The organism is Acinetobacter sp. SM34, from assembly GCF_022012365.1.
GTDB lineage: Bacteria > Pseudomonadota > Gammaproteobacteria > Pseudomonadales > Moraxellaceae > Acinetobacter.
On record NZ_JAKLTP010000010.1, the window covers coordinates 75,005 to 101,967 of the forward strand.

At 45.3% G+C, this 26,963-nt stretch carries 26 protein-coding genes and 1 pseudogene; 5 read left to right on the forward strand and 22 right to left on the reverse strand.

Annotated features, from left to right (window positions below; all coding sequences use genetic code 11):
• The first annotated feature begins 15 nt into the window (after window positions 1-15).
• The 5 genes from LZZ98_RS09875 to secF all read left to right on the forward strand — a co-directional run bounded on the left by LZZ98_RS09875 (window position 16) and on the right by secF (window position 5,314).
• Window positions 16-582 carry a LemA family protein gene (locus tag LZZ98_RS09875; protein WP_086175490.1) on the forward strand — a complete coding sequence of 189 codons (567 nt, stop codon included), beginning with the start codon at window positions 16-18 and terminating at the stop codon, window positions 580-582.
• Window positions 583-824: 242 nt separating this feature from the next.
• The gene (gene tgt / locus LZZ98_RS09880; RefSeq protein WP_237787699.1) at window positions 825-1,955 is read left to right on the forward strand and encodes a tRNA guanosine(34) transglycosylase Tgt; all 1,131 of its coding nucleotides are present in this window, start codon (window positions 825-827) and stop codon (window positions 1,953-1,955) included.
• 103 nt (window positions 1,956-2,058) lie between these two features.
• A complete protein-coding gene (gene yajC, locus LZZ98_RS09885) occupies window positions 2,059-2,388 on the forward strand; it encodes a preprotein translocase subunit YajC (RefSeq protein WP_086174397.1) in 330 nt (109 codons plus the stop codon).
• Window positions 2,389-2,439: 51 nt separating this feature from the next.
• Window positions 2,440-4,338 (forward strand): protein translocase subunit SecD, encoded by a 1,899-nt coding sequence (gene secD / locus LZZ98_RS09890; protein ID WP_237787700.1) that lies wholly within the window; start codon window positions 2,440-2,442, stop codon window positions 4,336-4,338.
• Between the two features lie 10 nt (window positions 4,339-4,348).
• A complete protein-coding gene (gene secF, locus LZZ98_RS09895) occupies window positions 4,349-5,314 on the forward strand; it encodes a protein translocase subunit SecF (protein WP_237787701.1) in 966 nt (321 codons plus the stop codon).
• 143 nt (window positions 5,315-5,457) lie between these two features.
• Here secF and LZZ98_RS09900 read toward each other — a convergent pair whose 3' ends face one another.
• The 22 genes and pseudogenes from LZZ98_RS09900 to LZZ98_RS10005 form a co-directional block, all read right to left on the reverse strand.
• The gene (locus LZZ98_RS09900; RefSeq protein WP_237787702.1) at window positions 5,458-5,892 is read right to left on the reverse strand and encodes an excinuclease; all 435 of its coding nucleotides are present in this window, start codon (window positions 5,890-5,892) and stop codon (window positions 5,458-5,460) included.
• Between the two features lie 20 nt (window positions 5,893-5,912).
• Entirely contained in the window at window positions 5,913-7,133 is a 1,221-nt protein-coding gene (locus tag LZZ98_RS09905; protein WP_237787703.1) for a beta-ketoacyl-ACP synthase, read from the reverse strand.
• On the reverse strand, window positions 7,133-7,858 hold the full coding sequence (locus LZZ98_RS09910) for a 3-ketoacyl-ACP reductase FabG2 (RefSeq protein ID WP_237787704.1): 726 nt from the start codon (window positions 7,856-7,858) through the stop codon (window positions 7,133-7,135). The genes LZZ98_RS09905 and LZZ98_RS09910 overlap by 1 nt, the downstream gene beginning before the upstream one ends.
• Complete coding sequence (locus LZZ98_RS09915) at window positions 7,855-8,292, reverse strand: ApeP family dehydratase (RefSeq protein WP_237787705.1); 438 nt, start codon at window positions 8,290-8,292, stop codon at window positions 7,855-7,857. Before LZZ98_RS09915 ends, LZZ98_RS09910 begins: the two co-directional genes overlap by 4 nt.
• Window positions 8,289-9,488: a beta-ketoacyl-[acyl-carrier-protein] synthase family protein gene (locus tag LZZ98_RS09920; RefSeq protein ID WP_237787706.1), complete on the reverse strand. Its 1,200-nt coding sequence runs from the start codon at window positions 9,486-9,488 to the stop codon at window positions 8,289-8,291. The genes LZZ98_RS09915 and LZZ98_RS09920 overlap by 4 nt, the downstream gene beginning before the upstream one ends.
• Before the next feature lie 12 nt (window positions 9,489-9,500).
• Window positions 9,501-10,067 (reverse strand): DUF3261 domain-containing protein, encoded by a 567-nt coding sequence (locus tag LZZ98_RS09925; protein ID WP_237787707.1) that lies wholly within the window; start codon window positions 10,065-10,067, stop codon window positions 9,501-9,503.
• Between the two features lies 1 nt (window position 10,068).
• Complete coding sequence (locus LZZ98_RS09930) at window positions 10,069-11,367, reverse strand: NAD(P)/FAD-dependent oxidoreductase (RefSeq protein WP_237787708.1); 1,299 nt, start codon at window positions 11,365-11,367, stop codon at window positions 10,069-10,071.
• A 19-nt stretch (window positions 11,368-11,386) separates the two neighbouring features.
• The gene (locus LZZ98_RS09935) at window positions 11,387-13,711 is read right to left on the reverse strand and encodes an MMPL family transporter (protein ID WP_237787709.1); all 2,325 of its coding nucleotides are present in this window, start codon (window positions 13,709-13,711) and stop codon (window positions 11,387-11,389) included.
• Entirely contained in the window at window positions 13,686-14,333 is a 648-nt protein-coding gene (locus LZZ98_RS09940) for a LolA family protein (protein WP_237787710.1), read from the reverse strand. The genes LZZ98_RS09935 and LZZ98_RS09940 overlap by 26 nt, the downstream gene beginning before the upstream one ends.
• Window positions 14,334-14,338: 5 nt before the next feature.
• Window positions 14,339-14,758 (reverse strand): acyl-CoA thioesterase, encoded by a 420-nt coding sequence (locus LZZ98_RS09945; RefSeq protein ID WP_237787711.1) that lies wholly within the window; start codon window positions 14,756-14,758, stop codon window positions 14,339-14,341.
• Between the two features lie 19 nt (window positions 14,759-14,777).
• A complete protein-coding gene (locus LZZ98_RS09950; protein WP_237787712.1) occupies window positions 14,778-16,310 on the reverse strand; it encodes an HAL/PAL/TAL family ammonia-lyase in 1,533 nt (510 codons plus the stop codon).
• Entirely contained in the window at window positions 16,310-17,188 is an 879-nt protein-coding gene (locus tag LZZ98_RS09955) for an LpxL/LpxP family acyltransferase (RefSeq protein WP_269091744.1), read from the reverse strand. The genes LZZ98_RS09950 and LZZ98_RS09955 overlap by 1 nt, the downstream gene beginning before the upstream one ends.
• A gap of 55 nt (window positions 17,189-17,243) precedes the next feature.
• Window positions 17,244-17,978: a glycosyltransferase family 2 protein gene (locus LZZ98_RS09960; RefSeq protein ID WP_237787714.1), complete on the reverse strand. Its 735-nt coding sequence runs from the start codon at window positions 17,976-17,978 to the stop codon at window positions 17,244-17,246.
• 12 nt (window positions 17,979-17,990) lie between these two features.
• On the reverse strand, window positions 17,991-19,661 hold the full coding sequence (locus LZZ98_RS09965; protein WP_237787715.1) for an AMP-binding protein: 1,671 nt from the start codon (window positions 19,659-19,661) through the stop codon (window positions 17,991-17,993).
• A gap of 12 nt (window positions 19,662-19,673) precedes the next feature.
• Window positions 19,674-20,228, reverse strand: a complete 555-nt coding sequence (locus LZZ98_RS09970) for a septation protein IspZ (protein ID WP_237787716.1) — start codon at window positions 20,226-20,228, stop codon at window positions 19,674-19,676.
• Window positions 20,225-20,473 (reverse strand): acyl carrier protein, encoded by a 249-nt coding sequence (locus tag LZZ98_RS09975; RefSeq protein ID WP_237787717.1) that lies wholly within the window; start codon window positions 20,471-20,473, stop codon window positions 20,225-20,227. The genes LZZ98_RS09970 and LZZ98_RS09975 overlap by 4 nt, the downstream gene beginning before the upstream one ends.
• 9 nt (window positions 20,474-20,482) lie before the next feature.
• The gene (locus LZZ98_RS09980; RefSeq protein WP_086199792.1) at window positions 20,483-20,743 is read right to left on the reverse strand and encodes a phosphopantetheine-binding protein; all 261 of its coding nucleotides are present in this window, start codon (window positions 20,741-20,743) and stop codon (window positions 20,483-20,485) included.
• Window positions 20,727-21,540: pseudogene (locus tag LZZ98_RS09985) on the reverse strand (lysophospholipid acyltransferase family protein). The gene LZZ98_RS09980 and the pseudogene LZZ98_RS09985 overlap by 17 nt, the downstream one beginning before the upstream one ends.
• Entirely contained in the window at window positions 21,534-22,172 is a 639-nt protein-coding gene (locus tag LZZ98_RS09990; RefSeq protein ID WP_237787719.1) for a beta-ketoacyl synthase chain length factor, read from the reverse strand. The pseudogene LZZ98_RS09985 and the gene LZZ98_RS09990 overlap by 7 nt, the downstream one beginning before the upstream one ends.
• 231 nt (window positions 22,173-22,403) lie before the next feature.
• Window positions 22,404-24,710: a RelA/SpoT family protein gene (locus LZZ98_RS09995; protein WP_086174377.1), complete on the reverse strand. Its 2,307-nt coding sequence runs from the start codon at window positions 24,708-24,710 to the stop codon at window positions 22,404-22,406.
• A 29-nt stretch (window positions 24,711-24,739) separates the two neighbouring features.
• Window positions 24,740-26,131, reverse strand: coding sequence for a 23S rRNA (uracil(1939)-C(5))-methyltransferase RlmD (gene rlmD / locus LZZ98_RS10000; protein WP_237787720.1), 1,392 nt, complete (start codon window positions 26,129-26,131; stop codon window positions 24,740-24,742).
• A 6-nt stretch (window positions 26,132-26,137) separates the two neighbouring features.
• On the reverse strand, window positions 26,138-26,959 hold the full coding sequence (locus LZZ98_RS10005; RefSeq protein WP_237787721.1) for a 3'-5' exonuclease: 822 nt from the start codon (window positions 26,957-26,959) through the stop codon (window positions 26,138-26,140).
• Between the last annotated feature and the right edge of the window lie 4 nt (window positions 26,960-26,963).

Here is a 26,963-nt window from a genome sequence, read left to right on the forward strand (position 1 = left end):
TTAGGGGACTAATACATGGGGCTGTTGATTTTTTTTCTTTTGATTATTGCCGTGGTCGTGGCCTGTATCATGATTCGCAATAATATTGTGCGTCATCACAATGCTTCTATTCGAGCCTGGTCAGATGTCGCAACCTATGAGCGCCAGAAAATTAAAATTCTGGATGGCTTGCAACCCTTAGTAGAACAATATTCAAACTTTGAAAAAGGCACTTTAGAAAAAGTGACCGAACTGCGCCAGAATATTTTAAATCTCAACCTAAACAATGCCGATGTTGCCCAGCTACAGCGGATTGAAAGCCTGAACAAGGAAGTGATGCACAGCTTAAATGTCGTGGTGGAGAACTATCCTGAACTAAAAGCCGATGAAATTTATCTAAAAATGATGAATGAAATTGAAGAGCAGAATGAAAATGTCGGTGCTGCCATTACCATCTTTAACCGCAATGTTGAACTGTTTAATAACAATATTCAGATTTTTCCCAATAACATCGTCAATACCCTGTCACTCGGTAAAAAAGCCATTCGCCCCTTCCGCGATCTGGCAGCTACACAAAATTTTGACTATCGACCGAATTTTTAAGTCGTTAATATTATAATAAATAAAAACCTCAGCATGCAGAAAACCATCTTTTCTGTATGCCCCTCAGCAGGTCAAGCACAGCCTCACTTTTAGCTTATTTTCTTCAGCAAAAAGAATCGAGTTAAAATTCGACAACACTGGCGTTTATGTGCGTAATCAAGGAAAATAGCGAACTTTTAGCGGCGAACTGTTTTTTCGCTCTTGCACTGCACGCAGTGCTTTGCGCTTGTTCAGGATATTTTATGAAGTTTGAGAAATTAGGTCAGTCGGGTCGTGCCCGTCGTGGTCGTTTAACGCTTGAACACGGCGTGGTGGAAACCCCTGTGTTTATGCCGGTCGGTACCTACGGTACAGTCAAGGGCATGCTCCCACGTGATGTAGAAGATATTAAAGCTCAGATTATTTTAGGTAACACATTCCATCTTTATTTGCGCCCAGGTCTGGACGTGATTCGTGAACATGGCGGCTTGCACGAGTTCATGAAATGGAATAAACCAATTTTAACCGATTCAGGCGGCTTCCAGGTTTTCAGCCTCGGCGCGATGCGTAAAATTAAAGAAGAAGGTGTGACCTTCCGTTCGCCAATTGATGGTTCAAAAGTCTTTTTATCACCTGAAATTTCAATGGATATTCAACATACCTTGAATTCAGATATCGTGATGATTTTTGATGAATGTACGCCTTATCCTGCCACTCGTGAAGAAGCACAAAAATCTTTGCAGCTGTCTCTACGCTGGGCCAAACGTTGTAAAACCCATCATCATGATGTGTTAAAAAATAAAAATGCCCTGTTCGGTATTATTCAGGGTGGTATGTATGAAGATCTTCGTGATGAATCATTGAAGGGCTTAAAAGAAATTGATTTTGATGGTTTTGCCATTGGCGGTCTTTCTGTTGGTGAACCGAAAGAAGAAATGATCAAGATCCTGGATCATCTGCCACCCAAAATGCCGGAAGACAAACCACGTTACCTGATGGGCGTAGGCAAGCCAGAAGACATCGTGGAAGGGATTCGCCGTGGTGTGGATATGTTTGACTGCGTGATGCCGACCCGTAATGCACGTAACGGTCATTATTTTGTGACAGACGGTCTGGTACGTATCCGTAATGCCAAATATCGTCATGACCAAAGTCCGCTTGATCCACAATGCGACTGTTATACCTGTCAAAATTTCACCCGTGCCTACCTGTTCCATCTGGAAAAATGCGGTGAAATGCTAGGTTCCATGCTGGGTACCATTCATAACTTGCGTTATTACCAAAGATTTACACAAGACATCCGTGATGCGTTAGATAATGGTACTTTTGATGAATATGTTCAGGATTTTTATGCGCGTCGTGGTCTAGAAGTCCCGCCTTGTCCTGAAGATTAATCTCTCAGCATTTGCGCTGAAGAAAAAGACAAGGTAAATTGCAGAACAAGTCAGTTTATTTATCATGTAGTTGATAATACATTTTTTAGTTTAGGAAATTGAAATGAGCCTTTTTATTTCTACTGCTCACGCAGCAGGTGAAGCTGCACAACAACCAAGTTTGGTGACCAACCTTTTGATGATTGCGGTATTTGTCGCAATCTTCTATTTCCTGATCTGGCGCCCTCAAGCGAAACGTGCCAAGGAACACCGCACTTTGGTTGAAAGCCTGGGTGTAGGGAGCGAAGTGGTTTTTGCGGGTGGTCTGATGGGCAAAATCACTAAAATTGAAGGTGATTTTGCAGTGGTTGAATTAAGCCGTGGCGTAGAAGTAAAAATTCAGCGCGCAAGTGTGATTTCAATTCTGCCTGAAGGCACATTAAATAATCTCTAATCAAAAATAGTCGTGCCCTTGCACGACTTTTTCATTTTAAGAAGAAAATAGATGCGTTACCCAGCATGGAAATATCTGCTGATCATCGTGGTTTTGCTGATCAGTACATTATATGCCCTGCCTAGTTTGTATCCCGATGAACCTGCTGTTCAAATTTCTGGTGCCAAAGCTGGTACCCAGATTGACCAAAGCATCGTACAAAAAGCAGAGCAATTATTAGAAAGTGAAAAAATTACCAGCCATGACAACAGCTTTAGCAATAATGCTGCCCTTTTACGTCTCGACTCTTCTGAAGCACAGTTAAAAGCTAAAGAAGTGTTACGTCGTGGGCTTGGTGATAATTATGTTGTTGCATTGAACCTTGCTCCAACCACTCCGGAATGGCTACAAAAAATTGGTGCCAAACCAATGAAATTGGGTCTGGATTTACGTGGTGGTGTGCACTTCTTGCTGGAAGTGGATATGGACAAGGCCATCAGCCAGCGCATGGAAACCTCAGCGACCGATTTACGCCGTCAATTCCGTGACAACAAGTTAAAATTCAACAGCCTTGCTTTGAATAACAATACCATTACCGTACAGTTTGCCAATAACAGTGACCGTGAAGCGGTGATGGACTTCTTGCGCCGTAATGGTAATGAATTCAACCAGCAGGCGCTTGCTTCTGCTTCGGGTTCAACTTTACGCTTGAACTATACCGATGTACGCAAGCAGGAAATTCAGTCTTATGCCGTCAATCAGAACTTAACCACCTTACGTAACCGTATTAACGAGTTAGGCGTAGCGGAAGCATTGGTTCAAACCCAAGGTAGCAACCGTATTGTGGTTGAACTGCCAGGGGTGCAAGACACTGCTGAAGCGAAACGTGTCTTGGGTCGTACAGCCAACCTGGAATTCCGTATCGTTTCCGATTTGAATGACCAGTATATCGATCCATATACAGGTCAGGTAAAAGGCACACTCCCACCAGGTACAGAAGCTTTTGCTTATGAATCGCTGGATAGCGGTCGTCAATTACTGCTCAACCGTAACCGTATTCTGACCGGTGAACGTGTACAAAATGCATCGAGTGGCTTTAGCCAGGATACCGGTGGTGCTGAAGTAAATATTACTTTGGACAGCGCTGGCGGTAAGCTGATGGCCGACGCAACCCGTAATGCAGTTGGTAAACGCATGGCGGTATTGTTCATCGAGAACAAGCAGAAGATCAGTTATGTTCCAGATCCTGTGACTGGTGCGCAAACTGAAGTTCGTACCCCTTATGCAGAATCTGTGATCATTAATGCTGCTACTATTCAGGCAGTATTAGGTTCCCAGTTCCGTATTACCGGTCTGGATTCACCTCAGGAAGCCGCTGAACTTGCATTGATGCTTCGTGCCGGTGCCCTTGCTGCGCCGATGTACTTCGTCGAAGAACGAGTGGTTGGTCCTAGCCTGGGTCAGGAAAACATTGACAAAGGTGTGTTATCGACTCAAATCGGTTTCATTCTGGTCGCCATCTGGATGGTGGTGTTCTTCCGTTTGTTCGGTCTGATTGCCAACTTTGCCCTGATTGCCAATCTGGCAATGATCCTGACAGTGATGTCATGGATTGGCGCATCCCTCACCCTTCCGGGTATTGCCGGTATCGTGATTACCATTGGTATGGCGGTCGATGCCAACGTCCTGATCTGTGAACGGATACGGGAAGAAATGAAATGGGGAGCCTCGCCCAAACAGGCGATTATCGCGGGCTATGATCGAGCCTATAACACCATTTTTGACTCGAACTTAACCACCTTCCTGGTTGCGTTTATTCTGTTTGCCATCGGTACCGGCCCGATTAAGGGCTTCGCGGTCACCTTGATGATTGGTATTGTCTGCTCGATGTTTACAGCCATTACTGTAACCCGTGCGATTGTGCAAATTATTTATGGCAAAAAACGTAACTTGAAAAAGTTGAGCATTTAGGAGATCGAAGATGACTGATATGACTCAACCGAAAAAGAAATACGGTCGCCCAGATGATGAGCGCATCATAGACTTTATGAAGATTGCCAAACCTGCGGCAATCATCTCTATTCTTTTAACCTTGGCCAGCATTTTCTTTATTGCCACCAAAGGTCTAAACCTCGGTCTGGACTTTACTGGCGGTGTGTCTGCCGAGCTGAACTATAAGCAACCTGCCAATCAGGTTGAAGTGATCCAGGCGCTAAATCAGGCCGGTTTTAAAGATGCTGTAGTGCAAACCCTCGGTAGCAACAAAGATCTTTTGGTGCGTATGCCCGTTCAAGACATTGAAGTAGAAGATCTGAATAACGCCATCACCAAAGCCGCTCAATTACCTAACAATCCGGCTGAAGTCCATAAAGTCGACTCTGTCGGTGGACAAGTCGGTAATGAGCTTTATATTCGTTCGGCAGGTGCCGTAGCACTGGCATTACTGTTAATGCTGGTTTACGTGACCATCCGTTTTGAGTTTAAGCTGGCTTTAGGTGCAGTGCTTTCGTTATTCCATGATGTCATTGTAACCATTGGTGTTTTTGCCATGATGCAATGGCCATTTGACTTAACCGTATTGGCAGCCATTCTTGCACTGTTAGGCTTCTCGCTAAACGATAACATCGTGGTATCTGACCGTATCCGTGAAAATTTCCGTAAGATTCGCGGTGCTACGCCTCGTGAAGTAGTCAATATTTCTTTGACTGAAACTTTACGTCGTACCATTCATACCTCAATGACTTTATTGCTTGTAGTCGTGGCAATGATGTTCCTGGGTGGTGAAGGTTTGCACTGGTTCTCTGTCGCCATGTTTATTGGGGTATTTGTTGGTACTTATTCTTCAATTTATATTGGTACTGCATTTGCCTTATGGCGCGGTCTGAACCGTCAGGACTTTATTGTTCAGGTTAAACCTGAATTTGAAGAAGAAGAAATTCCTAAATGATCCAAGCGATCTGAGCAATTTCGATTGATTCTTCTTTGAATAGATATAAAAAAGCCCATCACAAGATGGGCTTTTTTATGGAAGTCAAAAATACAAAATGCTGTATCTTTAACTAGACATTTTATAGATTCAAATGCTCAAGCTTATAGCTTGGCAATATCCCCTTTTAAAGCTACACCTGCAACCGCCATGCCTTTGGCACATTGATAAGTGGTGCTGCTCTTGGTCTCATTAGACTTATAGTAGCTCACGATATTGGTCACGGCATTGGCACCCTTTGCCTTGGCAGTGTTCTGGAACTGGATCAAGGCTGAACGCAAAACATGATCACATGACGTTTCAGCAGATTTGGCAAAGCCATTGGTTTTCTTGTTGGTCACCAAACCTTTTTGAATGACTTTGCCACCAGCGCGCGTACCCGCCAGGTAAAACTTAACCGAACCGTCCAGCGTACCGTCAGCAACGGCACGACTGACCGCTTCCTGAAAGTTGAAGTCATGCATTTGGTCTGCGGCCTGAGCTGAAACTACCCCACCCAAACACAATGCAGCTGTAAGTGTTAATTTTTTGATGAACATGATGTACCCTCTAGTTGTTGTTAGACACGTTTAAAAATTAGGGAGGTATTAATTCCTCCAAAAGCAAAATTATTACTCATAATAATCTCGGCATGCATATTTCTTGGTTGTTTGACGATGTAATCCAGATCGCCGCAGGCCGCATCAATTTCATCCAGATTTAAAGTCGGGATAAAGGTATTTCGTGACATCATCTCGATACTGAGCCAAGCTTCAATCGCCCCACATGCGCCCAACGTATGCCCGAAATAACTTTTTAAAGAGCTGATTGGCTTTTTACCCATCACACGGGCAGTGGCCTGGGTTTCAGCAATATCACCCTGATCGGTGGATGTACCGTGTGCATTGACATAATCAATCTGATCTGCCGGAATTTGCGCATCTACCAAGGCCAGCTCCATACAACGTCCCATCATTTCTGAATCTGGGCGGGTCACATGCTGACCATCGGTATTGCTACCATAACCAATGATTTCTGCATAAATTTTGGCGCCACGTGCTTTGGCATGCTCATATTCTTCCAGAATTAAACAGCCAGCCCCTTCACCCACCACCAGGCCATCACGCTTGGCATCAAATGGACGCGGTGTTTTTTCCGGATATTCATTTTGGCTGCTGGTGGCCAACAGTACATCAAATACCGCAGAACCTGCAGCGCTGAGTTCCTCTGCCCCACCGGCTAGCATTACAGTTTGCTTGCCGTATTTAATCGCTTCATAGGCCTGCCCAATCGCCATGGAACCTGAAGTACAGGCACTTGAGGTGGGCAAGGTTAAGCCTTTTAAGCCAAAATAAACGGTCATGTTGACGGCACTGGTATGCGACATCATACGGATATAAGTGGTAGCATTGAGCTTGTTCATGTTGTTATCAATCAACATGCTGCCAAACTCACCAATCGCATCGACGCTGCCCGCAGATGAACCAAATGCCACCCCGGTTTGACCACTGCTTAAGATCGGGTCATGCAATAGGGCTGCATCTTCTAGAGCCTTTTCCGCACATACGGTTGACATCAAGGCGACTCGGCCCATGCCGCGGGTCACCTTACGGTTAAAATGCTTTGGGATGGTATAGGATTCGACTGGGCCGCCCAGTTTGCTGCGCAAGTCGGTATACACTTCCCAGTCGGGCATATAGCGAATGCCACTTTTACCCTGTTCAAATTGACTAAAAATCTGCTCCGCGGTTTCACCCAAAGAGGTAATCCCAGCCATGCCCGTGACCACAACACGTTTCATCAAATCAAGCCCCCATTGACTGAAATCACCTGTCGGGTGATATAGCTGGCATCATCACTGCATAAAAATTTTACGACCTTAGCCACTTCATCAACATGTCCCATGCGTTGCAGTGGAATCATTTTTAAAGCATGTTCTTTCACTTCTTCAGTGACCATTTCAGTTTCAATTAAACCCGGTGCCACGCAGTTAACGGTAATTTTGCGTTTTGCCAGCTCCAGTGCCAAAGCTTTGGTCGCGCCAATCAGGCCAGCTTTTGCCGCGCTGTAATTGACCTGCCCACGATTGCCCATTAAACCTGACACAGAAGACAGGGTCACAATACGTCCGCCTTGTTTCAGGCGAATCATTGGCATAACCAGCGGTTTTAAAACATTATAAAAACCGCCCAGAGAAGTCGAAACCACTTCGTCCCAGTCACTGTCGGTTAAAGCCGGAAATGCTGCATCACGGGTTAAGCCTGCATTCAATACCACACCATAAAATGCGCCATGTTCTGTAACATCTTGCTCCAGCAATTGCATGACTTTTTCGCGCTCATTTACGTCAAATAAGAGTGCATGGCTGGCTTGTCCCAAGGCCTGAATTTCCTGCACGACCTGTTCGGCTTCTTGTAGTCTGGAGCGTGCATGGACGGTGACATCAAATCCTGCCTGTGCCAGTTGCAAGGCAATAGCTTTACCAATTCCGCGGCTTGAGCCTGTTACTAAAATTCGTCTACTCACACTGACTTCCTGATCTCTTCTTTCATTTCTGGCGGCTCAAATACACTCAACATGGCACTAAAGCGATGTTCCCGGTATTCAATTTCACAGTGAAACTGCCCCAGCCCCTCATGTAAATAGCCTTGTTCGGCTTTAATCCTTACGCTTTCCCCTAAAGCGAAATAAGGCACGGGCAACTGCATTTTACGCGTACCCAATAAAAACCCGATTTTCGGTGGCAAGCCCGACATTTTTCCTTTATGCCCCGCATAGACGCTAATAGTCTGCGCCATCAACTCAATACTGGTCCAGGTCGGTAAACCTTCAGCTTCACAAAACATCAGTTCAGGCCGAATCACCAATTCCGCAATGGCAAACACATCATTGGCTTCAATCAGATGATCGACAAACACCATTGGCTGTTCATGGGGGATAAACTGTACTGCATCCATCATTTCAGTTTTGTTCCAAAAATTAGGCTGATATTGCTGCCGCCAAAGGCAAAAGAATTACTCATGACATATTCTATCGGTTGTTGCAACTGCGCATTCAGCACATAGTTGGCTTCGTCCAGTTCCGGGTCGATGCTTCCAAAATGATGCAAAGGTAACCATGATTGATCGGCTAGCATCTGCTGACAAATCACCGCTTCAATGGCACCTGCTGCACCCAGACAATGTCCGGTTTTATGCTTAGTACTGCTGATAGGAACATCATGTGACTGAAATACCGTCTGCACGGCTTTGATTTCCATGGCATCATTTTGCGGGGTTGCCGTTCCGTGCATATTTAAATAGCCAATCTCGCTGGCTGTAATACCTGCCATATCCAGCGCTTTTTGCATGGCTTCGGCCGCGCCTTTGCCTTCCGGATGCGGCGCAGAAATATGCCAGGCATCCATCGACTCGCCGGCTGACATCAGCATCACTGGCGCAGTTTCTTTGGACAATAAAAACAGCCCGGCCGCTTCGCCAATATTAATCCCGTCACGCTGTGCGCCACAGGGCTGACATAAATCATGAGCCAAGCTTTCCAGACTATGAAAACCATTCAATGTCAGTTTACATAGGGTATCAATACCACCGACCAGTACCGCATCAGCCAGACCGGCATTGATCAAACGCTGTCCTGCCGCCATGGCTTTGGCACTAGAAGAACAGGCCGTCGAAATAGTATATGCCGGACCTTCCCAGCCCAGATACATTTGCAGGCCTTTGGCCAGACTGCCCATTTCCTGCTTATAATGATCAATTGCAATCTCGGTGTGATTATTAAAATACTGTTTCAGCAGTTTTTCATTGTCAGCAATGCCTGAAGTAGAAGTACCCAGAATAATCGCCAGACGTTTGCGATCGAATTGCGCAGTATAGGTGCGAATTTCGCTTTCAATAGCACTTAAAGCGGTTAAGGCAAAACGTAAATTTCGCGAATCCACGTCCTGCAAAAATTCTGGGATAGTTTCGATTAAGGGCTGCTGATAAGCGCCTACCCAAACCTGTTTTTCTGGAATAAATCCTGAACACAGGCTCAAGGTATTTTGCTGTGTGGTCAGCGCCTGCTTGATCTGTTCAGCCGTATTTCCGAGTGCGGATAAACCCACACTAAACTGAATGCCCACTGCAGGATGTTGTGTCGTGATTTTATCGTCCATAATCATCCCTTCTTATTCAGTGCTTTCCAGATTTGTACTTTCCACATCTGAGTTTTCCAAGCCATCATTGATGCGACTGATGACCATTTGATACGGCACCTGTACATTATTCAGCTCAATGGCATCATCCTGCTGCTGAATATTCAGCACATGCTGCTGATTGATAAATACTTTCTGTGTCTGAGCTGAAGTTTCAATACGGACATTCTGCTGCTTTAGCTGAGCAAAATTCGGATAGGTGGCATAGAGAATATCGCGCACCACAAATTCAAATGGCAACAGTTTCATTTGCTCGATGCACTGTTCGACATGAACCTTGCGGCCATCAAAACTGAGCTTGAATAACTGCTGCCCGGTCAGGGTCAAAGCCAGCATTTCCAGCTTGGAACCCTGTTGTTGCTGATACAGCAAAAAGCTGAAACTGTGCTCTTTCCACTGAATTTCTAACTGATCCTGACGCTGGTAGTTTTGTGCAGCCCAGGCCGCCGTTGCCAGACCTGGTGCTTTAGGCAACATGGACTGGCAGCCACCGCATAGCAGGACAGCACCAAGCAAAATCCCCATCCATTTCAGTTTCATTCTAGGCACCGTTCATCTCGATGTGTTGTAATTGCGGATCACGGCAATATTCTGCCAGCGTGCTTAAACGCTTTTTGGCATTTTTATAAATTGGATTGGTTGTATCCCAAGCATATCCTGCCAATAGCGATGACACCATACGGCGGATTTTGTCATCCTGATTTTTCGAAAACACCACATCCTGAAATTCACCGCTATACCACGATTCCACATAGGCGCGGAACACCTGAATGCCTGCACGTAAAGGTTTTTCATATTGCTCCATCCAGTCGACCGGCTGTCCTTGCAGCACCTGATCGACCAGAGGAATGGCCAGACTTGAAGATTTTAAGGCAATCGTTACACCTGAAGAGAATACCGGATCGAGGAATTCACCGGCATTACCGAGCAAGGCATAGTTGCGTTCTGCCAGATGTTTGACATCAGCAGAATAGCCCACCAGTGTACGTACCGGCGTGTCAAATTTGGCATTGTGCAGTACATGTGACAGGCTTTCTTCATCTGCCAGAATACGCTTGAATAAAGCTTCCAGATCGTAATCGGTACTGCCATCAAAGCCATAGTGCTCAAAGAAATCCTGCTCTGCCACCACCCCGAAAGAGCAACGGCCATCGGCAAATGGAATCAGCCAGTACCAGGCCCGTGGATCTTTGGCATGCACCGTAATCAGAATTTTTTCGCGGTCAAAATCGGGATCATCCAGAATGCCATCTTCAATATGGGTAAACACGGCACGGCGTACCGGGAAATCAGACGGGCTTTCCAGATTCAAAAATTTTGGCAGGATTCGGCCAAAACCACTGGCATCGAGTAAAAATTTACCCTGAATCTGATACACATTTTGCTGTTCATCTTTTACGGTTAACAGCGGATGCTCCGGAGCAACATCAACATCGACTACTTCATGACCGAAACGGATGTCTGCACCGTATTTTTCTGCCTGCTGTGCCAGCAAATGGTCAAAATTGGCACGGCGCACTTGCCAGGTGGTGCCTGGGCCATCGCTAAATTTCTCGCGGAAATCATAAAAACTGCGCTGCTTGCCCTTTAAGAAGGCGGCGCCATTTTTAAACTGGAAAGCAAACTGTTCGACATGCTCACGCACTGTTTCCAGCAAGCCAGCTTCTTCCAGAAATACCATCGATTGTGGCAGTAATGATTCCCCAATGGAAAAGCGTGGAAAATGTTGTTTTTCGATGATCGTGACCTGATAGCCCTTTTGGCGCAGTAATGCTGCTGCCGAACTCCCCGATGGCCCTGCGCCAATAATTAATACGTCTGTATGTTGCATAGTGCTCATTGCACGGTACCTTATTTTCTCAGCTCTTTGGCTGATATTGTTGAAGTACAACATGTTTGGCATCGGATGATGTAAACAATGTTGCATAGATAAATGAAAAAATAACCCCAAGTAACACGGTCAGACCAAAGCAGTGAATGGCATAGGTATGGCTAAAGGATAATAACCCGAAACCGAGCAAGGTCGACATCATACATAGGAATAAGGCCATGCCCACCACTTGAGGATGGTCATGTCCGTGTCTATAGAAAATGGCATAGTCCACACCAATCCCGATAATCAGGAAGGTGCCCATAATGCTGAACAGATTGATTTCCACACCCAGCCAGGCCTGAATCGCAAAGGTGGTCATCAACGCCAGACTCACCGGTAGCACCAAAGGCAAAACTGACTTGATGCCATAAATGATGCCCAGACCAATCATCAAGCAGATTAAAGCAGAAACCAGTAACCACTGCGCCTGAATACGGTGTTGCTGGAACAGCTCAGACAGCTGATTCACCGGACGCAATAATTGGGTCTGCGGACTATTCAGCTGCTGCAAGGCAGTTACATCATGGACATTTTGCAACAGCACCAGACGCTCGGTTGGGCTCATTTGTAAAAAGGCCAAAGGATGCTGCTTCATTTCAGTAGAACTGAGTAAAGGCTGCTCGGCCAACTGCTTTTGCCAGGCCAGTACTTCTGCCGGATTCAGTTGCAAGGCTGCTGCATAGTCCTGCAAGGCACTGGCTGGAATGGCCTGCAACAACTCAATATTGTGTTGCTGCTGTGCTTTGGAGGGCAGCCATTGGCCTAGAGCCTGGAAATTTTCCAGTTTGTTTTGTTCCTGTAACACTTGCAGTTTTTGTAGCAGTTGCTGTTCGTTTTGTTCCAGTTCCTGAGCCGTGTTGCCATGCACCACAAAGTATTCGCTGCTTTGCTGCTGCATAAAGCGTTCACGCACATACTGGTCTTCCTGTTTCAGCTTTTGATCCATACTTTGCAGGTTACGGATATCATCATTGCTTTGCAGCAACATCAGGCTGCTGCCGGTGACGACCGTAATCACAGCGATCAAGCCATAACGCAACCCCTTTCTGGCCTGAATAAAGGTTCGGGCTTGGCCAATAAAACTTAGGCGGCGAATCGCCGGTTCAGCATTTAACGCCGGCAGTCTTGGCAACAATAAAATGCTGGTGATCCATGCCGCAGCCAGCCCCACCATTGAGAAAACAGCAATCTGCCTAAAGCCTGGAAATGGGGTAAAGCTGAGGAAAATATAAGCCACCAAGGTGGTCATCAGACCCATAAACAGACTGGGCAACAACGGTTTCAGTACGGCAAAACCGTCAATATGCCGATGCTGCGACTGCATGGCCATAAAGTAAAAGGAAAAATCGACACAGACCCCGACCAGACTGGCACCAAACACCAAGGTCATCAGGTGAATTTCCCCAAACACTGCATGGGTGATGGCAAACGCCACCAGACAGCCGGTGCCTACGGCTATCATTTCCGTGAGCATCGGACGAACCGAGCGGAAACCGAACAGTACTAACAGGAAAATCCCTACTGTAGAACCAACCCCAATGGTGGAAATCTCTTTTTCCGCCGAGATGGTACCGAATTGGGCAAACAGCAATGTGCCGGTCCAATGCGGCTCAACTCGCATCTGTTTCAATTTTAAATTTAACTGCGCAATCCATGCTGCAGTTTTTTCCTGATAATCAATATTGTAAGGGCTATTTTTAAGCTGCAACACCATAAGACGGGAAATGCCCTGCTCATCGCGAATGGTGGCAAAGCCATCTTCCAGCGCAATATCCGGGTTCGCCTGTAAAGCGGATAAGCCGACAGCATAACGTGGAAATAATAAGAGCGGGTCTTGTTGTAACAGCTCTGCTGTGACCGGCATACCCGGACTCATGATCTGCAACAGGCCCTGTTCGCTCAGCGCGGTATAGTCCTGTTGCTCTAGCAGCTTTTGATCTGTGGATGACAGCAGACCGGTACGATGCTGATACAACACTTGGGCAAACTTCTCACTGTCCAGCTGTGCATGTAACGGTTGCCATAAATCCGTTGCCGCCACGCTTTGTTTAAAAGTCGCTGTAGCTTTGGTCAGGGCGGCATCATCCTGGGCATTCAGCACCACAAAGACTTTGTCATTCAGCTGCTGACTGACATATTGCTGCGCCCGTTCCAGCCGCGGGTCATGGTGGGCTTCCGGCAATAAAGCAAAGATATTGGTTTGAATATGAATATCTTTTTTTAGCCATGCGGTACCCAGCGCAATCGCGATCACGCTGAGTACAATCAGCCAGAGCGCGGTAAATTTATTTTGCCAGTTGGAAAAGTACATTTTCCTCAGCCATTAAAGTTTGGGGTTGAGTGGTTTGCTGGCTAAAGCGGATCATGGTCATGTTATTGGCTTTCTCACGAATCACGATACGGTCAACATAACGCTGCCCTTGGGCATCGACCCGAACAAATAATTTCTTAAACAGACTGCTTTTCGGAGTTAAGGCCACACTCCATTGTGCCGGGCTATAACTTGCAGAAACAACATTAAAGTTTTTGGCGATCGCAGCTTCATTACCCGACATCAGCTGCAAAAACATGGTTGCGACCGAACCATAAGGCGATTTATCAATTTCAATCTGGCTATAAGTCCGCTGGGTTTTTTGTACCAGTTTACGCGGCGTCACAATCAGGTCGGCTTTGACCGGATTTTGGATTTTCCAGATCACCCCTTGTGACTTGGAAAATAACACTGTGCCTTTGGATACAAAAGTTTTATTCATGCTCGCCAGTTTTTTTTGCTGTTCAAAATTGGCCCGCACAGTTGGGGTTTCGGAAAGCTGGCTAAAAATTTGTTTGAGCTGCGGATTTTGCGCATGTACAGGCTGCGATAGCACAATAATCAGGGACAATATCGCGGCCAACACCAGCCATACTGCACGTTGTAGATTGATAGATGTCATCTGCTTTACTCCGGTTTAAACTCAGACCATGCGTGTAAACGCTGCAATAAAATTTGCGGTGACTGGAAACACATTTCACGGCTTTCTATATCTACCGCCACTTGCGTGGTATAACCTTTAGTCAGCCTTTTACCACTTTGGGCATCAAAAATCTGATACTCAATTTTCAGGCGGTTTTCCCATTCTTTTAAGATGGCACGCACGCGAATTTTCTGTTCAAACAGGATGCCATGCGCATAACGCACATGACTTTCAATCACCGGCCAGGCATAGCCAGAAGCGCGCATCTGCTTATAGTTATAATCAAACTGATCCAGCAACTTGCAGCGCGCAATTTCAAAATACTTTAAATAATGCCCATGCCAAACCACGTCCATGGTATCTACATCATGAAATGGCACTTCAATCATCACATCGGCATGCATAGTCTATTTCCTGATATTTTTAGCGAACAAGTGCACTATTCAATAATTCTAAATTTTCCAGACGATTCACCAGTTGCTGCAACTCCTGTTGCAACGGACGGTCTTCTACCACGTAATCAAAGGTTTGTAATACCCAAACTTTAAAAGCAGTTAAGACTTCAGCTAACTTGCCATCTAAACCTTTTAAGTTCACCGCTTGCACGCTGGCACAGCACAAGGCTGCAATCACCTGTTCAGTCAGCACAATCACGCGGCTGGCATCACGCGCGGCAATGGTGCCCATACTGACTTTGTCCTGGTTATGACATTCGGTCGAGCGCGAAAAAATGGATGCTGAAAGGGTTTGTTTCAAGGCTTCTGCCGTCCATGCCGACACGCCAATCTGCACCGCTTTAAAGCCATGATTTAGCGGCAAACGCTCATCGGTTGCCCCGGTCAGATTGCGTGGCAAACCATTATTCATTTTATAATCGACTAGTTGCGCAAATTGGCGGTCCATTAAATCGGCAATATTGGCAATCATGATTTTCAGGCTATCCATGGCTTGGGCAATATGACCGCCATAGAAATGACCGCCATGCAACACGCGTAAATTCACCGGATCAATCAGCGGATTGTCATTGCTGGAGTTCAATTCATTTTCAATAAACTGGCGTAACCAAGGTTTAGAATCTTCAAACACACCAATAATATGCGGCGCACAGCGTAGCGAATAACGGTCTTGCAAGCGTGAACTCTGATGTTCTGTTTGCACTTCACTGTTTAGCCAATTCCGCAATTGCGCAGCAATATTTTGCTGACCCGGATGAGGCTTCTGTGCAAACAGCACTTCATCAAAATGACTCGGATTACCTTCTAGAGCCAATACATTCAGCGCAGTAATGCAGGTGCTGGCCAAACTGATTTGTTCAGCTTTTTTATAGTTCAGGCAGGCAATCGCCGTCATCACCGCTGTACCATTCATCAGTGCCAGCCCCTCTTTAGGACGCATTACCAAAGGCTGCATATCTTTTTCTGCATACACTTGGCTGATTGGAACAATCTGTCCCAGATGGTAAACGTCACGTTCACCGACCAAAGCACCCGCAATATAAGATAATGGCGTTAAATCCCCACTGGCTCCAACCGAACCTTCAGAAGGAATTACCGGAATCACGTTTTCATTCAGCATCCACACCAGACGTTGCAGCAAGGCATGCGAAACACCGGAATAACCGCGTGCCAGTGAACATAAACGGGTTACCACCACCGCACGTGCGGTGATTAAATCTAGATTCTGACCGAGGCCACAGCAATGAAAGCGCGATAAATGCAAAGGCAGTTCATTGACCTGATGCGCAGGAATTTCCACCAGACAGGAATCGCCATAACCGGTAGTAACGCCATAAATCACGCCTTCATCTTGCAGCAACTGATCCAGAAAATCGGCGCCGCGCTGAATCAATTCGCTCCATTCAGCACTGGCCGGTAAAGCCACTGATTTTTCCTGACGCGCTACAGCGACGACATCTTCAATTGAAAGCGGATTTTCCCCAACAACTAACACTTGCATTATTGTTTGTTCCAAAAATTATAAAAATTAAACCATTGATAGGGCGCACGAATGCAGTGCTGCTCGAGTAATGTCACATATTCACGGGTCGTCGTTTGCATGGCTTGCAGACGGTTTTTCCGTGGGAAATTCAGTTGCTCGGCAATCGGATGAACATGCACTTCAAAGCTGTCGCCCACGCGATAACAAAACACGGCGAGCACCGGAACTTTAAGCAGACTGGCTAGAATCCACGCGCCTTGTGGCCAGTTGGCCTGTTCGCCTAAAAATGAAATCGGCTGTACCCGATCCGATTCCACAGGCACACGGTCTGCTGCAACTATGACCCATTCACCGCGATCCAGTTTTTCTTGCAATACCAAGGCAGTTTCAATACCCAGTTCATCCACCGAAACCAGATTGACATCGGCATGGTCGTTCAATTTTTTCAAAAACTGGTTAAATTTGGTGGCATGTTTTTGATAGACCAAGACATTAATTTTCTGCGGATGTTCCGACTTAATGGCACGCAGCAATTCAATATTGCCGAAATGCGACACCACAATCACCGCACCTTTTTGATAATGCGCGCGGAAATGTTCATGTCCATGCAAAACCAGTTGCTGTTCCGGGATTTTACCCAGCCAGCCTTCAATTTTATCCAGAATGCATTCACCAAACTGCATGAAATGCTGATAGCTATGTGCCAGACTCGGTGGATGCGAAAATGGAGAATTTTTGCCGGCAAAATGATGCAATCGGGTTAAATATTGTAGTGAAGACTGACGCGCGACGGTCGAAAACAGCCAGTACCACAGAATCACAAAATACATCAGTGCCCGGCATAACCATCGGCCACCCAGACGATAGAATGCCAGTACCAGACTCAGTGAGGTCATGCCACCACGTTCTTTAATGTCACTCCATTTGCTTGAATTTAGCTCGGCCACAGAATCAACCTTTTACTTTATGTGCCAGCAATTTTGGCAAACGAATCAGCATCCCGCCCAGCAATTTGGCATGAGCCTTACTCATGCCAAGATTGTCTCGCCAGACATGGTAATGAGAAATACCGCCTTCAGGGTAAATGACTTTGGTCGGTACATTGATAAAAGGCAGATTGGCCCATTTCAGACGCACCAGAATTTCACTGTCAAAGCCCATACGCGGCTGAAATTTGGCAGAATCCAGCACCTTAATGGTAGCGGCTAAAGGATAAACCCGGAAACCGCACATGCTGTCCTTAATATCAAAAGACAGGCTGTTGATCCATACCCAGATATGAGTCGCATAACGCCCATAAAGGCGTTTTTTTGGCACGGACTCATCAAAGATTGGCTGACCAATCACCATGGCATCTGGATGTTGTTCTGAAATATCAAGAAATTTGGCCACATCCTGCCAGTCATGTTGACCATCCGAATCAAGCTGCAAGGCATGACTAAAGCCAAGCTTATACGCATGACGCAAACCGGTGATCACGGCCTGCCCTTTGCCTTGGTTATGGCTATGTTCAACCAGTTCTACTCTTGTATTCTGTTCAGCAATGCGATGTAAAAGTGTAGTACATGCAGCATCACTACCATCATTGACCAGAATGATCGGCTTCTGAAAATGATCCAAATGCTCAACCAGCGCCTCAATATAATGAGGATGGTTATAAACTGGAATCACAAAACATTGCTGCATATACATTTACCTTTAAATCTGATCGCTCGGTGTTTTAAACAACAATCGTCCAGAGGCCAAGGTCTGATCTGCATGGGTAAGTTCAAAACTGACTTTGTGCAATTTTCTGGTCAATTTCAATTGAAGCACCATATAAGGCTTGATCAGATCCTGAAATTTGAGCTGCTCAAAACTGTTACACCATTCCAAGTCGGCCCAGGTCTGGCGGGCAAAATGCTGAATAAACCCGATCTGACCTACACCCGGAAAAATAGGATAGTCCGGAAAATGCCCTTTAAAGCATTCCAGTTCAGGTGAAAACTCCAAACGATATGACGCTGAATCCGCATCATTCTGTTGTTCCAATACAATAGGTAATAACATAGGTTGAAATAAGGATTTCATGTATTGTTTATTCAGCTTAGATTGGGAATTTTGCGGTAATTGTGTCAAAAAACGCCACTGTCTTGGAATGGCAATGCTTTCCAGTTTGGCTTTCAACTGGGCTTTTAAGGCCGCGACATACTGGGCTTTACTGCTATTTTGCAGCTGCTGTCTGGCCTGCTCTGACAATACCGCAACGCAGGCTAAAATCTGACGATATTCCCGTTCCAGAATCAGCACATGACACTGCAGCATGTCATCCAACTCGACAATTTTCTGTTCAATTGCATCCAGACTTAAGCGCTTTTCTTCCAGTTTGACAATGCGGTCTAAACGTCCCAACAAACGGAATGGGCTTTTTAAATTATCTGCTTCAACCAGTTCAACTTTATCGCCAGTCAAAATCCAGTCTGCACTAAAAGCATGATTGGTTTTAACTTGTAGTTCCTGCTGTTCAGTAGCCTGTATATCGACATTGGCAAACGGTATCCACAAGGCATCATCCTGCTGCCGATGCGCAATCCCGCCGGTTTCCGAACTACCAAACACTTCAGTAATTGGTCGGTTCAGATACGGCCGTACACCGGATTCCAGTTTTCCACCGGATGAATATACGGTTAAGCAATCTTGCAACAACACATCCTGAGTCCAGCGTTTTAACAATGCCGGACTGGAAATGACATAATTCTCTAGCTTAAAAGCAGCTAGTTTTTTCTGAATATCGGCGACATCTTCCGGGAAAGCCAGCTGTGCCTGATAAAAACAGCGCCCGCTTGCCAGTGGCCATAGCAACTTAAACAGCAAACCATAAATATGCTGATGACTCACTGTCGCTATGGCAATCGCCTGTTCAGGTAACTGAAAACTGGCATCCAGTCCCTGCACTTCATTGAGTAACTGACGCAAGCTGCGCGGGATTTTTTTCGGCTGACCAGTTGAACCGGAAGTGTAAAAATAGATCTGCGCCTGATTTAAAAAAGCATCATCCAGATTTAGTTCTATAGTTTGATTTTGTGAAGAAGATACTGGCTGACGCTGCAAGAAATAAATGTTCTGTTCTACCAGTTCTTTTTCCAGATCGCTCACCCGATTAGGTGGCAACAACACCTGTTTTTTGGCCAACAGTGCCGCAAATAACAGCACTAAGAATTGATAACTGTCAGCTTCCCAAAGTGCCCAACTTTCCTGAGAAAGTGACTCAATTGCATGACTTTGTTGTATCACATCCTGCCAGAAATCCTGAAAACGGACTGGGCTTAAATCGGGCTGAATACACAGCGGTTTCAGTGAATGGAGATGATTTTGAAAATGACACAACATAATATTCTGTTTTTATTCCTGAATTTGGTTTAAGCGCTGCTGTCGCTTACGCAAGATAAATTCGCCCAGCAGTAATAATCCCATCAACACATAAGAAATAAAGCCGTTATATAGCACCCAGGTCTGCATAGAGGCAAAGAGTACGGTTGCCAAAGCAATCAGGGCATTTAGCACAAAAAAACCGCACCAGACAATGGTAACTTTACGGGTCCAGATCACGCCTGCTTCGGGTAAATCCGGTTCTGCCAGACGGGCAAAACGCTCAATCATTGACGGTGGTCGAATTAAAGTGGAGGCAAAAATTATACATGCACCCACACTCATAAACACTGGATACAGTTTCAACCAGGCATGATCTTTTAAAATCAGGCTCAAGCTGCCACACAAAATCGCAAAGCCGGTTAAGGGCCACAGTAAGGCATTGCCCTTACTGAACAGACGCAATAGACCCAAAACAATCAGCAGACTGCTGACCCAGACATATTGTCCATGTGCCAAACTATAGCCCACTAAAAAGGGATAGAGCATCAACCCGATTGCCACTATCCCTTTAAAGATCAGTTTCATGCAGCAGACATGTTCTGAATCACAGTCACCACATCCTGCACTGTGCGTACACTTTTAAAGTCTTCAGGATTGACCTGTTTACCGGTCAGTTCTTTAATTTTGACTACAAGATCAATCGCATCAATACTGTCAACATCCAGATCCGTGGCTAAATTTGCATCCAGCTGAACATCTTCAGGGGCAATTTCAAACAGATCTTCCATCCATTCTCTCAATTTTTCCAGTACTTGTTCCTGAGTTAACATCCCAACCTCTTATGCCTGTTGCTGTGCTTCAACCAAAGCCACCAGGCTTTGAATTGATTTAAAATGCTGTTTGGTTTCTGCCGATTCAGCATTCAAATGAATGTTGTAACGTTTTTTCAAGGCCAAACCGAGTTCCAATGCATCAATAGAATCTAGACCCAAGCCATCACCAAATAAAGGTGCTTCAGTTTCAATATCTTCTATGCTGATGTCCTCAAGGGCCAGTACATCAATAATCATTTGCTTTAATTCATCAGCAAGATTGCTCATTTTTTAGATAACTCTTGGTTAAAAAATTGGTGTAATTGATGATTGAGCTGACGCACATTTTTTGGATTTACGGTGGTATTCTCCAAAAGATCATCGACTTGAATGGCATCCAGTACTTTCACGTGAATATGAAATGGACGTGAAGGAACGTGATACCACTTTTCATTCTTGGTTAAGGTTGAAGGCGTACAAGTAATCAGTACCGGACGAATCGGCACGTTGGCACGAATCGCAATATTCGCAGCCCCGCGCTGAAACTCATTCAGTAATCCCCCTTTTGCCGTACGTGTACCTTCCGGAAAAATCAGTAACGAAGCTGACTGATCCTGCTGTAATTTTTCCACACAGTCATGAATAAACTGTTCAGAACCGGCATTTAAAATATAGCCGGCATTTTGCACCGGACCTTTGGTAAACGGATTCGACCACAGTGCCTGTTTCACGACACAGTTGGCCTGCTCCATCAAACCAATCAGTACCACTACATCTACCAGGGTAGGATGGTTGGCAATCACCAGCTCTTGCTTACTGTGCTGTAATTTTTCCAATCCTTCAATGTCATAGGTCATAATTCCAAGTTTTACCATCATTTCGGTAAAGCCCTTGAAACTGTGCTGAATGACTTGCTGGGTACGCTGCTGTCTTAAACCTGGATTCCTGGTAGACAAATTCACCAAAGGCGCCACCAGCGCACCAATGGCAACACCGCCAATGCCAAAACTGGCAAAACTAAAGCCGGTCGCGCCAACACGCCACAGGTAGTTGGCTTTTTGTTTAATCTGATCGCGTTTTAACATTTTTGCCATGCCTGAGTTTGAGGATGTTTTAAATCCTGTTCAGATTGCTGCCAAAAATCATAAAAATTCTGAGCATCGATATATTTATGACGATGATTGCTTAACGCATGCATATCCAGTTGCAGGTTTGCTGCTTCAAGAGCAATGATTGCCGACATGGCAAAAGCATCGAAAGGCTGAGCTTCCTGATAAATTTCCGGTAAAGCTTCATCGTAATACACCACCAATACACGTGCATTGGGCTGACCATCGGTCTTTAACCAGGCATAGGCTTCAAGCAGTGCTTCACTCCACGATGCAGCCAAACTGGTCGATGGCGTTGCATCCTGACATAAAATTGAATACAGGCCGGCAATGGCATTATGTACGGAAGTTGAAAACTGGGTCGGTGACGGCGTTTGATCTTGCAGTACATCTGCCAGAATTTTTAGCGTCTTATGTTCATCACCATACTGCGATGCCCAGACTATATAATCTACCGCTTGGGAATTCAGCGATTGAATGGCACTGCTTAATGCCAATTTGGCAATCCCCGACAGTCGTCTGCGCTGCATGGCCGGAATTTGTTCGAGGGCTGGAACTGTTCCATCGGCACGACTCATGCACAGTTGTGACACATTGATTTGAAGCATTGCCGTAATTTCCACACCCTTTAATCGTTTGGCTCAAGGCCATTTTATTGGCGGGATTATAGCATTTGTAATAAAAATTACACAAAAAGTATCTTGTAGAAGATTAATTATCTAAATTTATAGTTTTGATTTAATTGCGTATTTTATTGATAATTCACTTGCAAATGCTTTTTCATAAAAAAACCAGCAACTCAGTGCTGGTTTTTTAAAATTCTGAATTTAAAGATTCAATTAATTGCCCTGTACCAATCGGCGAGCACTAATGATACCCGGTTGCTGCTCCAGACGTGCCAACAGACGTGAAAGCTGTGCCAGACCTTTGACCTCAATCAACAGTTTCATGTTGGCAATACCGTCTGCTTCAGAAATGGTATTTACCTGACGAATGTTGATCTGATCCGAGAAAATCACTTGAGTCAGATCTTTGAGCAGACCGCGGCGGTCATAGGCTTCCACCACAATCTGTACACTTTGACCACGGGTCGGCTGCATTTCCCAGTCAGCTTCGACAGCACGCTCAGGTTCCTGAGAAATCATGCGCACATAATCCGGACAGGCAACCTTATGGATACTGACACCACGGTTCAGGGTGATATAACCGCCAATCGATTCACCATGCACCGGCTGACAGCACTGTGCAATATGCAGTTCTACATTGTCCAAACCGTCAATTAAAATGCCATGTGCAGACAAGGTATGACTGGCACGTGGATTCAAGGTCGGTTTAAGCACCAACTCAGGTTCATCCTGGCCAATGTGCATATGACGATTGATCTGATTGATCATGGCATGCAGGCTAATATCGCCATTCACCAGTCCAATCAGGATATCTTCACCCAATTTAACATTGAAGTGATTGCAATAGTCACTTAAATCAATACTTTTCGGGTGAATCGCCAGACGTGAAAGCTCTTTATTGAGAATTTCACGGCCTACTTCCAGATTTTTACTGCGGTCTTGCTGCCTGAACCAGTGACGTAACTTATCCCGTGCCCGGGCAGTTTTAATGTAGCCAAGTGAATTTACCAACCAATCACGATTCGGCTCGCGATCTTTCTTGGTTAAAATTTCGACCTGTTCACCAGTTTTTAGAGTATAGGTCAACGGTACATAGCGCTGATTCACACGTGCCGCATAGCACTTGTTGCCCACTTCAGTATGTACGTGATAAGCAAAGTCTAAAACGGTCGAGCCACGCGGTAATTCTTTAATATCCCCATCACGGCTAAACACGTAAATTTTTTCAAAGCCTTCGAAATCTTGAATCTGTTCAAAATTTTCAGTTTCATCATCTGATTTATGCGCACTGGCATCGTTACGTTCCTGATAATGTTCAAGTACGGCACGTAAAGAATGCAAACGATGATTGAAGGAATGATCGGTATTTTTCGCGCCTTCTTTATAGTTAAAGTGCGAACATACTCCAAGCTCGGCCTCTTCATGCATATCCTTAGTCCGGATTTGCACTTCCAGCGATTTGTTCTCTGCAATCACGGCAGTATGCAATGAACGGTAACCATTGGCTTTGGGATTAGTAATGTAATCATCAAACTGATGCGGAATATGGCGCCAGATTTGATGCACAATGCCTAAAGAGTGATAGCACTCAGGGACGGTTTTGACCAATACCCGAACCGCACGAATATCATAAAGCTGGTCAAAGCTCAGGTTCTTGCTTTTCATTTTTCGATAAATCGAATAAATGTGTTTCACCCGCCCGCTAATCTCAGCTTCAATATTGTACTGAGCCAGCTCATTCTTCAGTTTATCAATCACAAACTGGATATATTGTTCACGCTCCAGCCGTTTTTCATTCAGTAAAGAGGCAATTTCTTTATAGCGTTCTGGTGCCAAGTAACGGAAAGCTAAATCTTCAAGCTCCCATTTCAGTTGGGCTATCCCCAAACGGTGCGCCAAAGGCGAGTAAATGGTCAGAATTTCACGCGCCACACGTTCCTGACGCTCTCGAGAAGCTTTGGTCAGCTCACGCAAGGCATAGGTACGTTCTGCCAGCTTGATCAGTACTACACGAACATCTTCAGTCACTGAAATCAGCATCTTGTAAATGCCGCTTAAATGTTCACGCTGGTTGTTGTTAAAATGATCTTCCAGGCGCTTGTTCTTTTCAATCAGCTCGGAAAGCTTACCCATCGCCAGTGTGCCTTGCACCAGACTATAGACTTGCTCGCCAAAATGTTGCTGTACTTCTTCCAGCGTCATCACGCCTTCACGAACGCTACGATACAGCATTGCGGCAGACAAGGTCGCTTCATCGACATGCAGATGCGCCAAAATATCCGCCATTTCAATGCCGGTATAAAAGGTATTTGAGCGATGATCGACAGTCGTTTGTAGCTCTTTATATAAAGTCAGATGTGCAACTTCTTCGAGTTGTTTTAGCGCCGTATCATCTAATATGCCACGAACCCGATTTAACCATTCGGCCAAATCATGTCGAGCTTGTTCGGCATGTTCTACAGTCGCTTCCTCCGACAACTCATTGAGACGTCCAGGAAGTTGCTCACGTACTGTGACCATACCCTACTCCTACTTTTTTACACTTCATATTATAAATCGTTTATTTCTTTATATTTTTCGAATAAGGCAATAGATTCCACATGTCCCGTATGGGTAAACATGTCCATTACCCCAGCCTTTTTTAATCGATAACCATGTTTCGCCAGTACACCCGCATCTCGCGCCAATGTTGCAGGATTACATGATACATAAACGATTCTTTTTGCACCAAACTTGGGCACATAATACATTATTTCTTCCGCACCTGAACGTGGAGGGTCAATCAATAATGCATCAAATCCTTGATTTGCCCAAGAATGCTGCGAAAAATCTTTTGTTAAATCTTGTGAATGGAACTGAACGTGAGTCATGCCGTTTTGTTTAGCATTTTCTGCCCCACGTTGTACCATTTCTTCACTTCCTTCAACAGCGACTACTTGTCCGGTTTCACCGACACAACGAGCCAGGGGTAAAGAAAAATTTCCTAAACCACAAAACAGGTCGAGAACGCGTTCACCTTGCTGCAACTGAAGCAAATCACATGCCAGCTTCACCATCTGCGGGTTAATGGTCGAATTGACCTGAGTAAAATCCAGCGGATTAAAGCCAAATTTCACATCAAACTCATCCAAAGCATAATGCAAACGCATCGCCGCGGTCGGATCATCCACCCGATGCAAACTGTCGCTACCTGCAGGCTGCAAATACAACTGCCACTGTCTGTTTAACGTAAACTGTTTTAATTGGTTGACATCATCGGATGACAATTTTTCAGTATGACGAACCAGCAGTGCAATATCCTCATCCCCCATGGCCAATTCTACATGACCAATCGCTGCTTTGCCCTTTAGACTTTCGAGTAACTCCCGCAAGGCGCTAATTGGGCCAAATTCACGGTCTAGTACCATACAGCGGTCAATCGGGGTCAATTTATTGCTCTGACGCTCACGAAAACCCACCACCAGCTGATCTTTAGCCGGAATATAGCGCACGCCGATACGCGCTTTACGGCGATAATCTTCCCGCTTGGAACGTAATGGTTCCAACCATTGTTCAGGTTGAATGCCGGCAAAATGTTCCAGATGAGATTTCAAAACATCCTGTTTTAAACGAATTTGCTCATCTTGCTGAATATGCTGCATATTGCAGCCCCCACAGACACCAAAATGCGGACATGGCGGTTGAACACGCAAATGCGAAGGCTGACTCAGAATTTCAACACAATCTGCTTCTTCTAAACGTTTCACCACATTGGTAATTTGGGCTCTCACCGTCTCACCAGGCAAGGCATAAGCAATAAAAACTTTTTTACCGTGCTTGTCACTCGGATGATCGGGATGTGATCCATAGTGTGCTATCCCCCGTCCTTCATGTGAAAGAGACTCAACCTGAAGCGTATAAATCGGATATTGAGCTGGACGTGGCTTGGTTCTATGTTTCATGAATACCTAAAGTGTGGGAGAGAAAAAATCTGCAGTGGTAAATTCGGTATGTTGTGAGGTTTCACGCCATACCTGAAGAAAATCCGCATGTTGCGGTTGTTGCTGTAAATACTGGATGGTGGCTTGAATCCAGTAACGATGATCTTCAGTCAATAACTGGCCCTTCAGCAATAGCCAGCGCAAATAGATCAACCAAGTATTTAGCACATCGCCTTCACAGTAGCTGGTCAGTTTTGACCACTGTTGCGCTCGGACATATTCCAGAACATGGTAAGCACCATCACCGCGCTTGCCCGGGAAACCGAGTAAATGTGCAACATCGTCCAACTTCTGGAAATGACGGCCATTAAACATGGCCATGACATCCATTAAATCGACATGACGCTGATGGTAACGGTTCTGATAATTATTATAGCGCTTTTGCTGATCAATTTCGCCCTGATCAAACAAACTTGGTGCCGAAAGACCATGATACATGGCGCGGAACAGAATCACCGGCAAATCAAATTGCGAGCCATTCCAGCTGACCAATGTCGGATGACGCTTGTCAAAAATGGACAGGAATTTTTTTAAAATTTCCGCTTCGCCGTATTGCTCGCGGCTAAATGAAAACAGCTTCATTGCGCCATTTTCATCAATCCATAGCCCGGAAATACAGACAATTTCATGTAGCGGCAAACGCTGAAAATCCATACCAGATTCCTGACGGCGCAATTTCATTAACGCCTGCTCAAGATCTGCTTCGGGTAAATCCAGATGATATAAATGCGCCCCTGACTTTAAATCGGTCAGCGTTTCGATATCGAAAATTAAGACAGGTAAGCGCATTTCA

Coding starts and splice junctions, on each gene's coding strand:
- LZZ98_RS09875 (WP_086175490.1), top strand. CDS start 16: ATGGGGCTGTTGATTTTTTTTCTTTTGATTATTGCCGTGGTCGTGGCC.
- tgt (WP_237787699.1), top strand. CDS start 825: ATGAAGTTTGAGAAATTAGGTCAGTCGGGTCGTGCCCGTCGTGGTCGT.
- yajC (WP_086174397.1), top strand. CDS start 2,059: ATGAGCCTTTTTATTTCTACTGCTCACGCAGCAGGTGAAGCTGCACAA.
- secD (WP_237787700.1), top strand. CDS start 2,440: ATGCGTTACCCAGCATGGAAATATCTGCTGATCATCGTGGTTTTGCTG.
- secF (WP_237787701.1), top strand. CDS start 4,349: ATGACTGATATGACTCAACCGAAAAAGAAATACGGTCGCCCAGATGAT.
- LZZ98_RS09900 (WP_237787702.1), bottom strand. CDS start 5,892: ATGTTCATCAAAAAATTAACACTTACAGCTGCATTGTGTTTGGGTGGG.
- LZZ98_RS09905 (WP_237787703.1), bottom strand. CDS start 7,133: ATGAAACGTGTTGTGGTCACGGGCATGGCTGGGATTACCTCTTTGGGT.
- LZZ98_RS09915 (WP_237787705.1), bottom strand. CDS start 8,292: ATGATGGATGCAGTACAGTTTATCCCCCATGAACAGCCAATGGTGTTT.
- LZZ98_RS09920 (WP_237787706.1), bottom strand. CDS start 9,488: ATGGACGATAAAATCACGACACAACATCCTGCAGTGGGCATTCAGTTT.
- LZZ98_RS09925 (WP_237787707.1), bottom strand. CDS start 10,067: ATGAAACTGAAATGGATGGGGATTTTGCTTGGTGCTGTCCTGCTATGC.
- LZZ98_RS09930 (WP_237787708.1), bottom strand. CDS start 11,367: ATGAGCACTATGCAACATACAGACGTATTAATTATTGGCGCAGGGCCA.
- LZZ98_RS09935 (WP_237787709.1), bottom strand. CDS start 13,711: ATGTACTTTTCCAACTGGCAAAATAAATTTACCGCGCTCTGGCTGATT.
- LZZ98_RS09940 (WP_237787710.1), bottom strand. CDS start 14,333: ATGACATCTATCAATCTACAACGTGCAGTATGGCTGGTGTTGGCCGCG.
- LZZ98_RS09945 (WP_237787711.1), bottom strand. CDS start 14,758: ATGCATGCCGATGTGATGATTGAAGTGCCATTTCATGATGTAGATACC.
- LZZ98_RS09950 (WP_237787712.1), bottom strand. CDS start 16,310: ATGCAAGTGTTAGTTGTTGGGGAAAATCCGCTTTCAATTGAAGATGTC.
- LZZ98_RS09955 (WP_269091744.1), bottom strand. CDS start 17,188: ATGACCTCACTGAGTCTGGTACTGGCATTCTATCGTCTGGGTGGCCGA.
- LZZ98_RS09960 (WP_237787714.1), bottom strand. CDS start 17,978: ATGCAGCAATGTTTTGTGATTCCAGTTTATAACCATCCTCATTATATT.
- LZZ98_RS09965 (WP_237787715.1), bottom strand. CDS start 19,661: ATGTTGTGTCATTTTCAAAATCATCTCCATTCACTGAAACCGCTGTGT.
- LZZ98_RS09970 (WP_237787716.1), bottom strand. CDS start 20,228: ATGAAACTGATCTTTAAAGGGATAGTGGCAATCGGGTTGATGCTCTAT.
- LZZ98_RS09975 (WP_237787717.1), bottom strand. CDS start 20,473: ATGTTAACTCAGGAACAAGTACTGGAAAAATTGAGAGAATGGATGGAA.
- LZZ98_RS09980 (WP_086199792.1), bottom strand. CDS start 20,743: ATGAGCAATCTTGCTGATGAATTAAAGCAAATGATTATTGATGTACTG.
- LZZ98_RS09990 (WP_237787719.1), bottom strand. CDS start 22,172: ATGCTTCAAATCAATGTGTCACAACTGTGCATGAGTCGTGCCGATGGA.
- LZZ98_RS09995 (WP_086174377.1), bottom strand. CDS start 24,710: ATGGTCACAGTACGTGAGCAACTTCCTGGACGTCTCAATGAGTTGTCG.
- rlmD (WP_237787720.1), bottom strand. CDS start 26,131: ATGAAACATAGAACCAAGCCACGTCCAGCTCAATATCCGATTTATACG.
- LZZ98_RS10005 (WP_237787721.1), bottom strand. CDS start 26,959: ATGCGCTTACCTGTCTTAATTTTCGATATCGAAACGCTGACCGATTTA.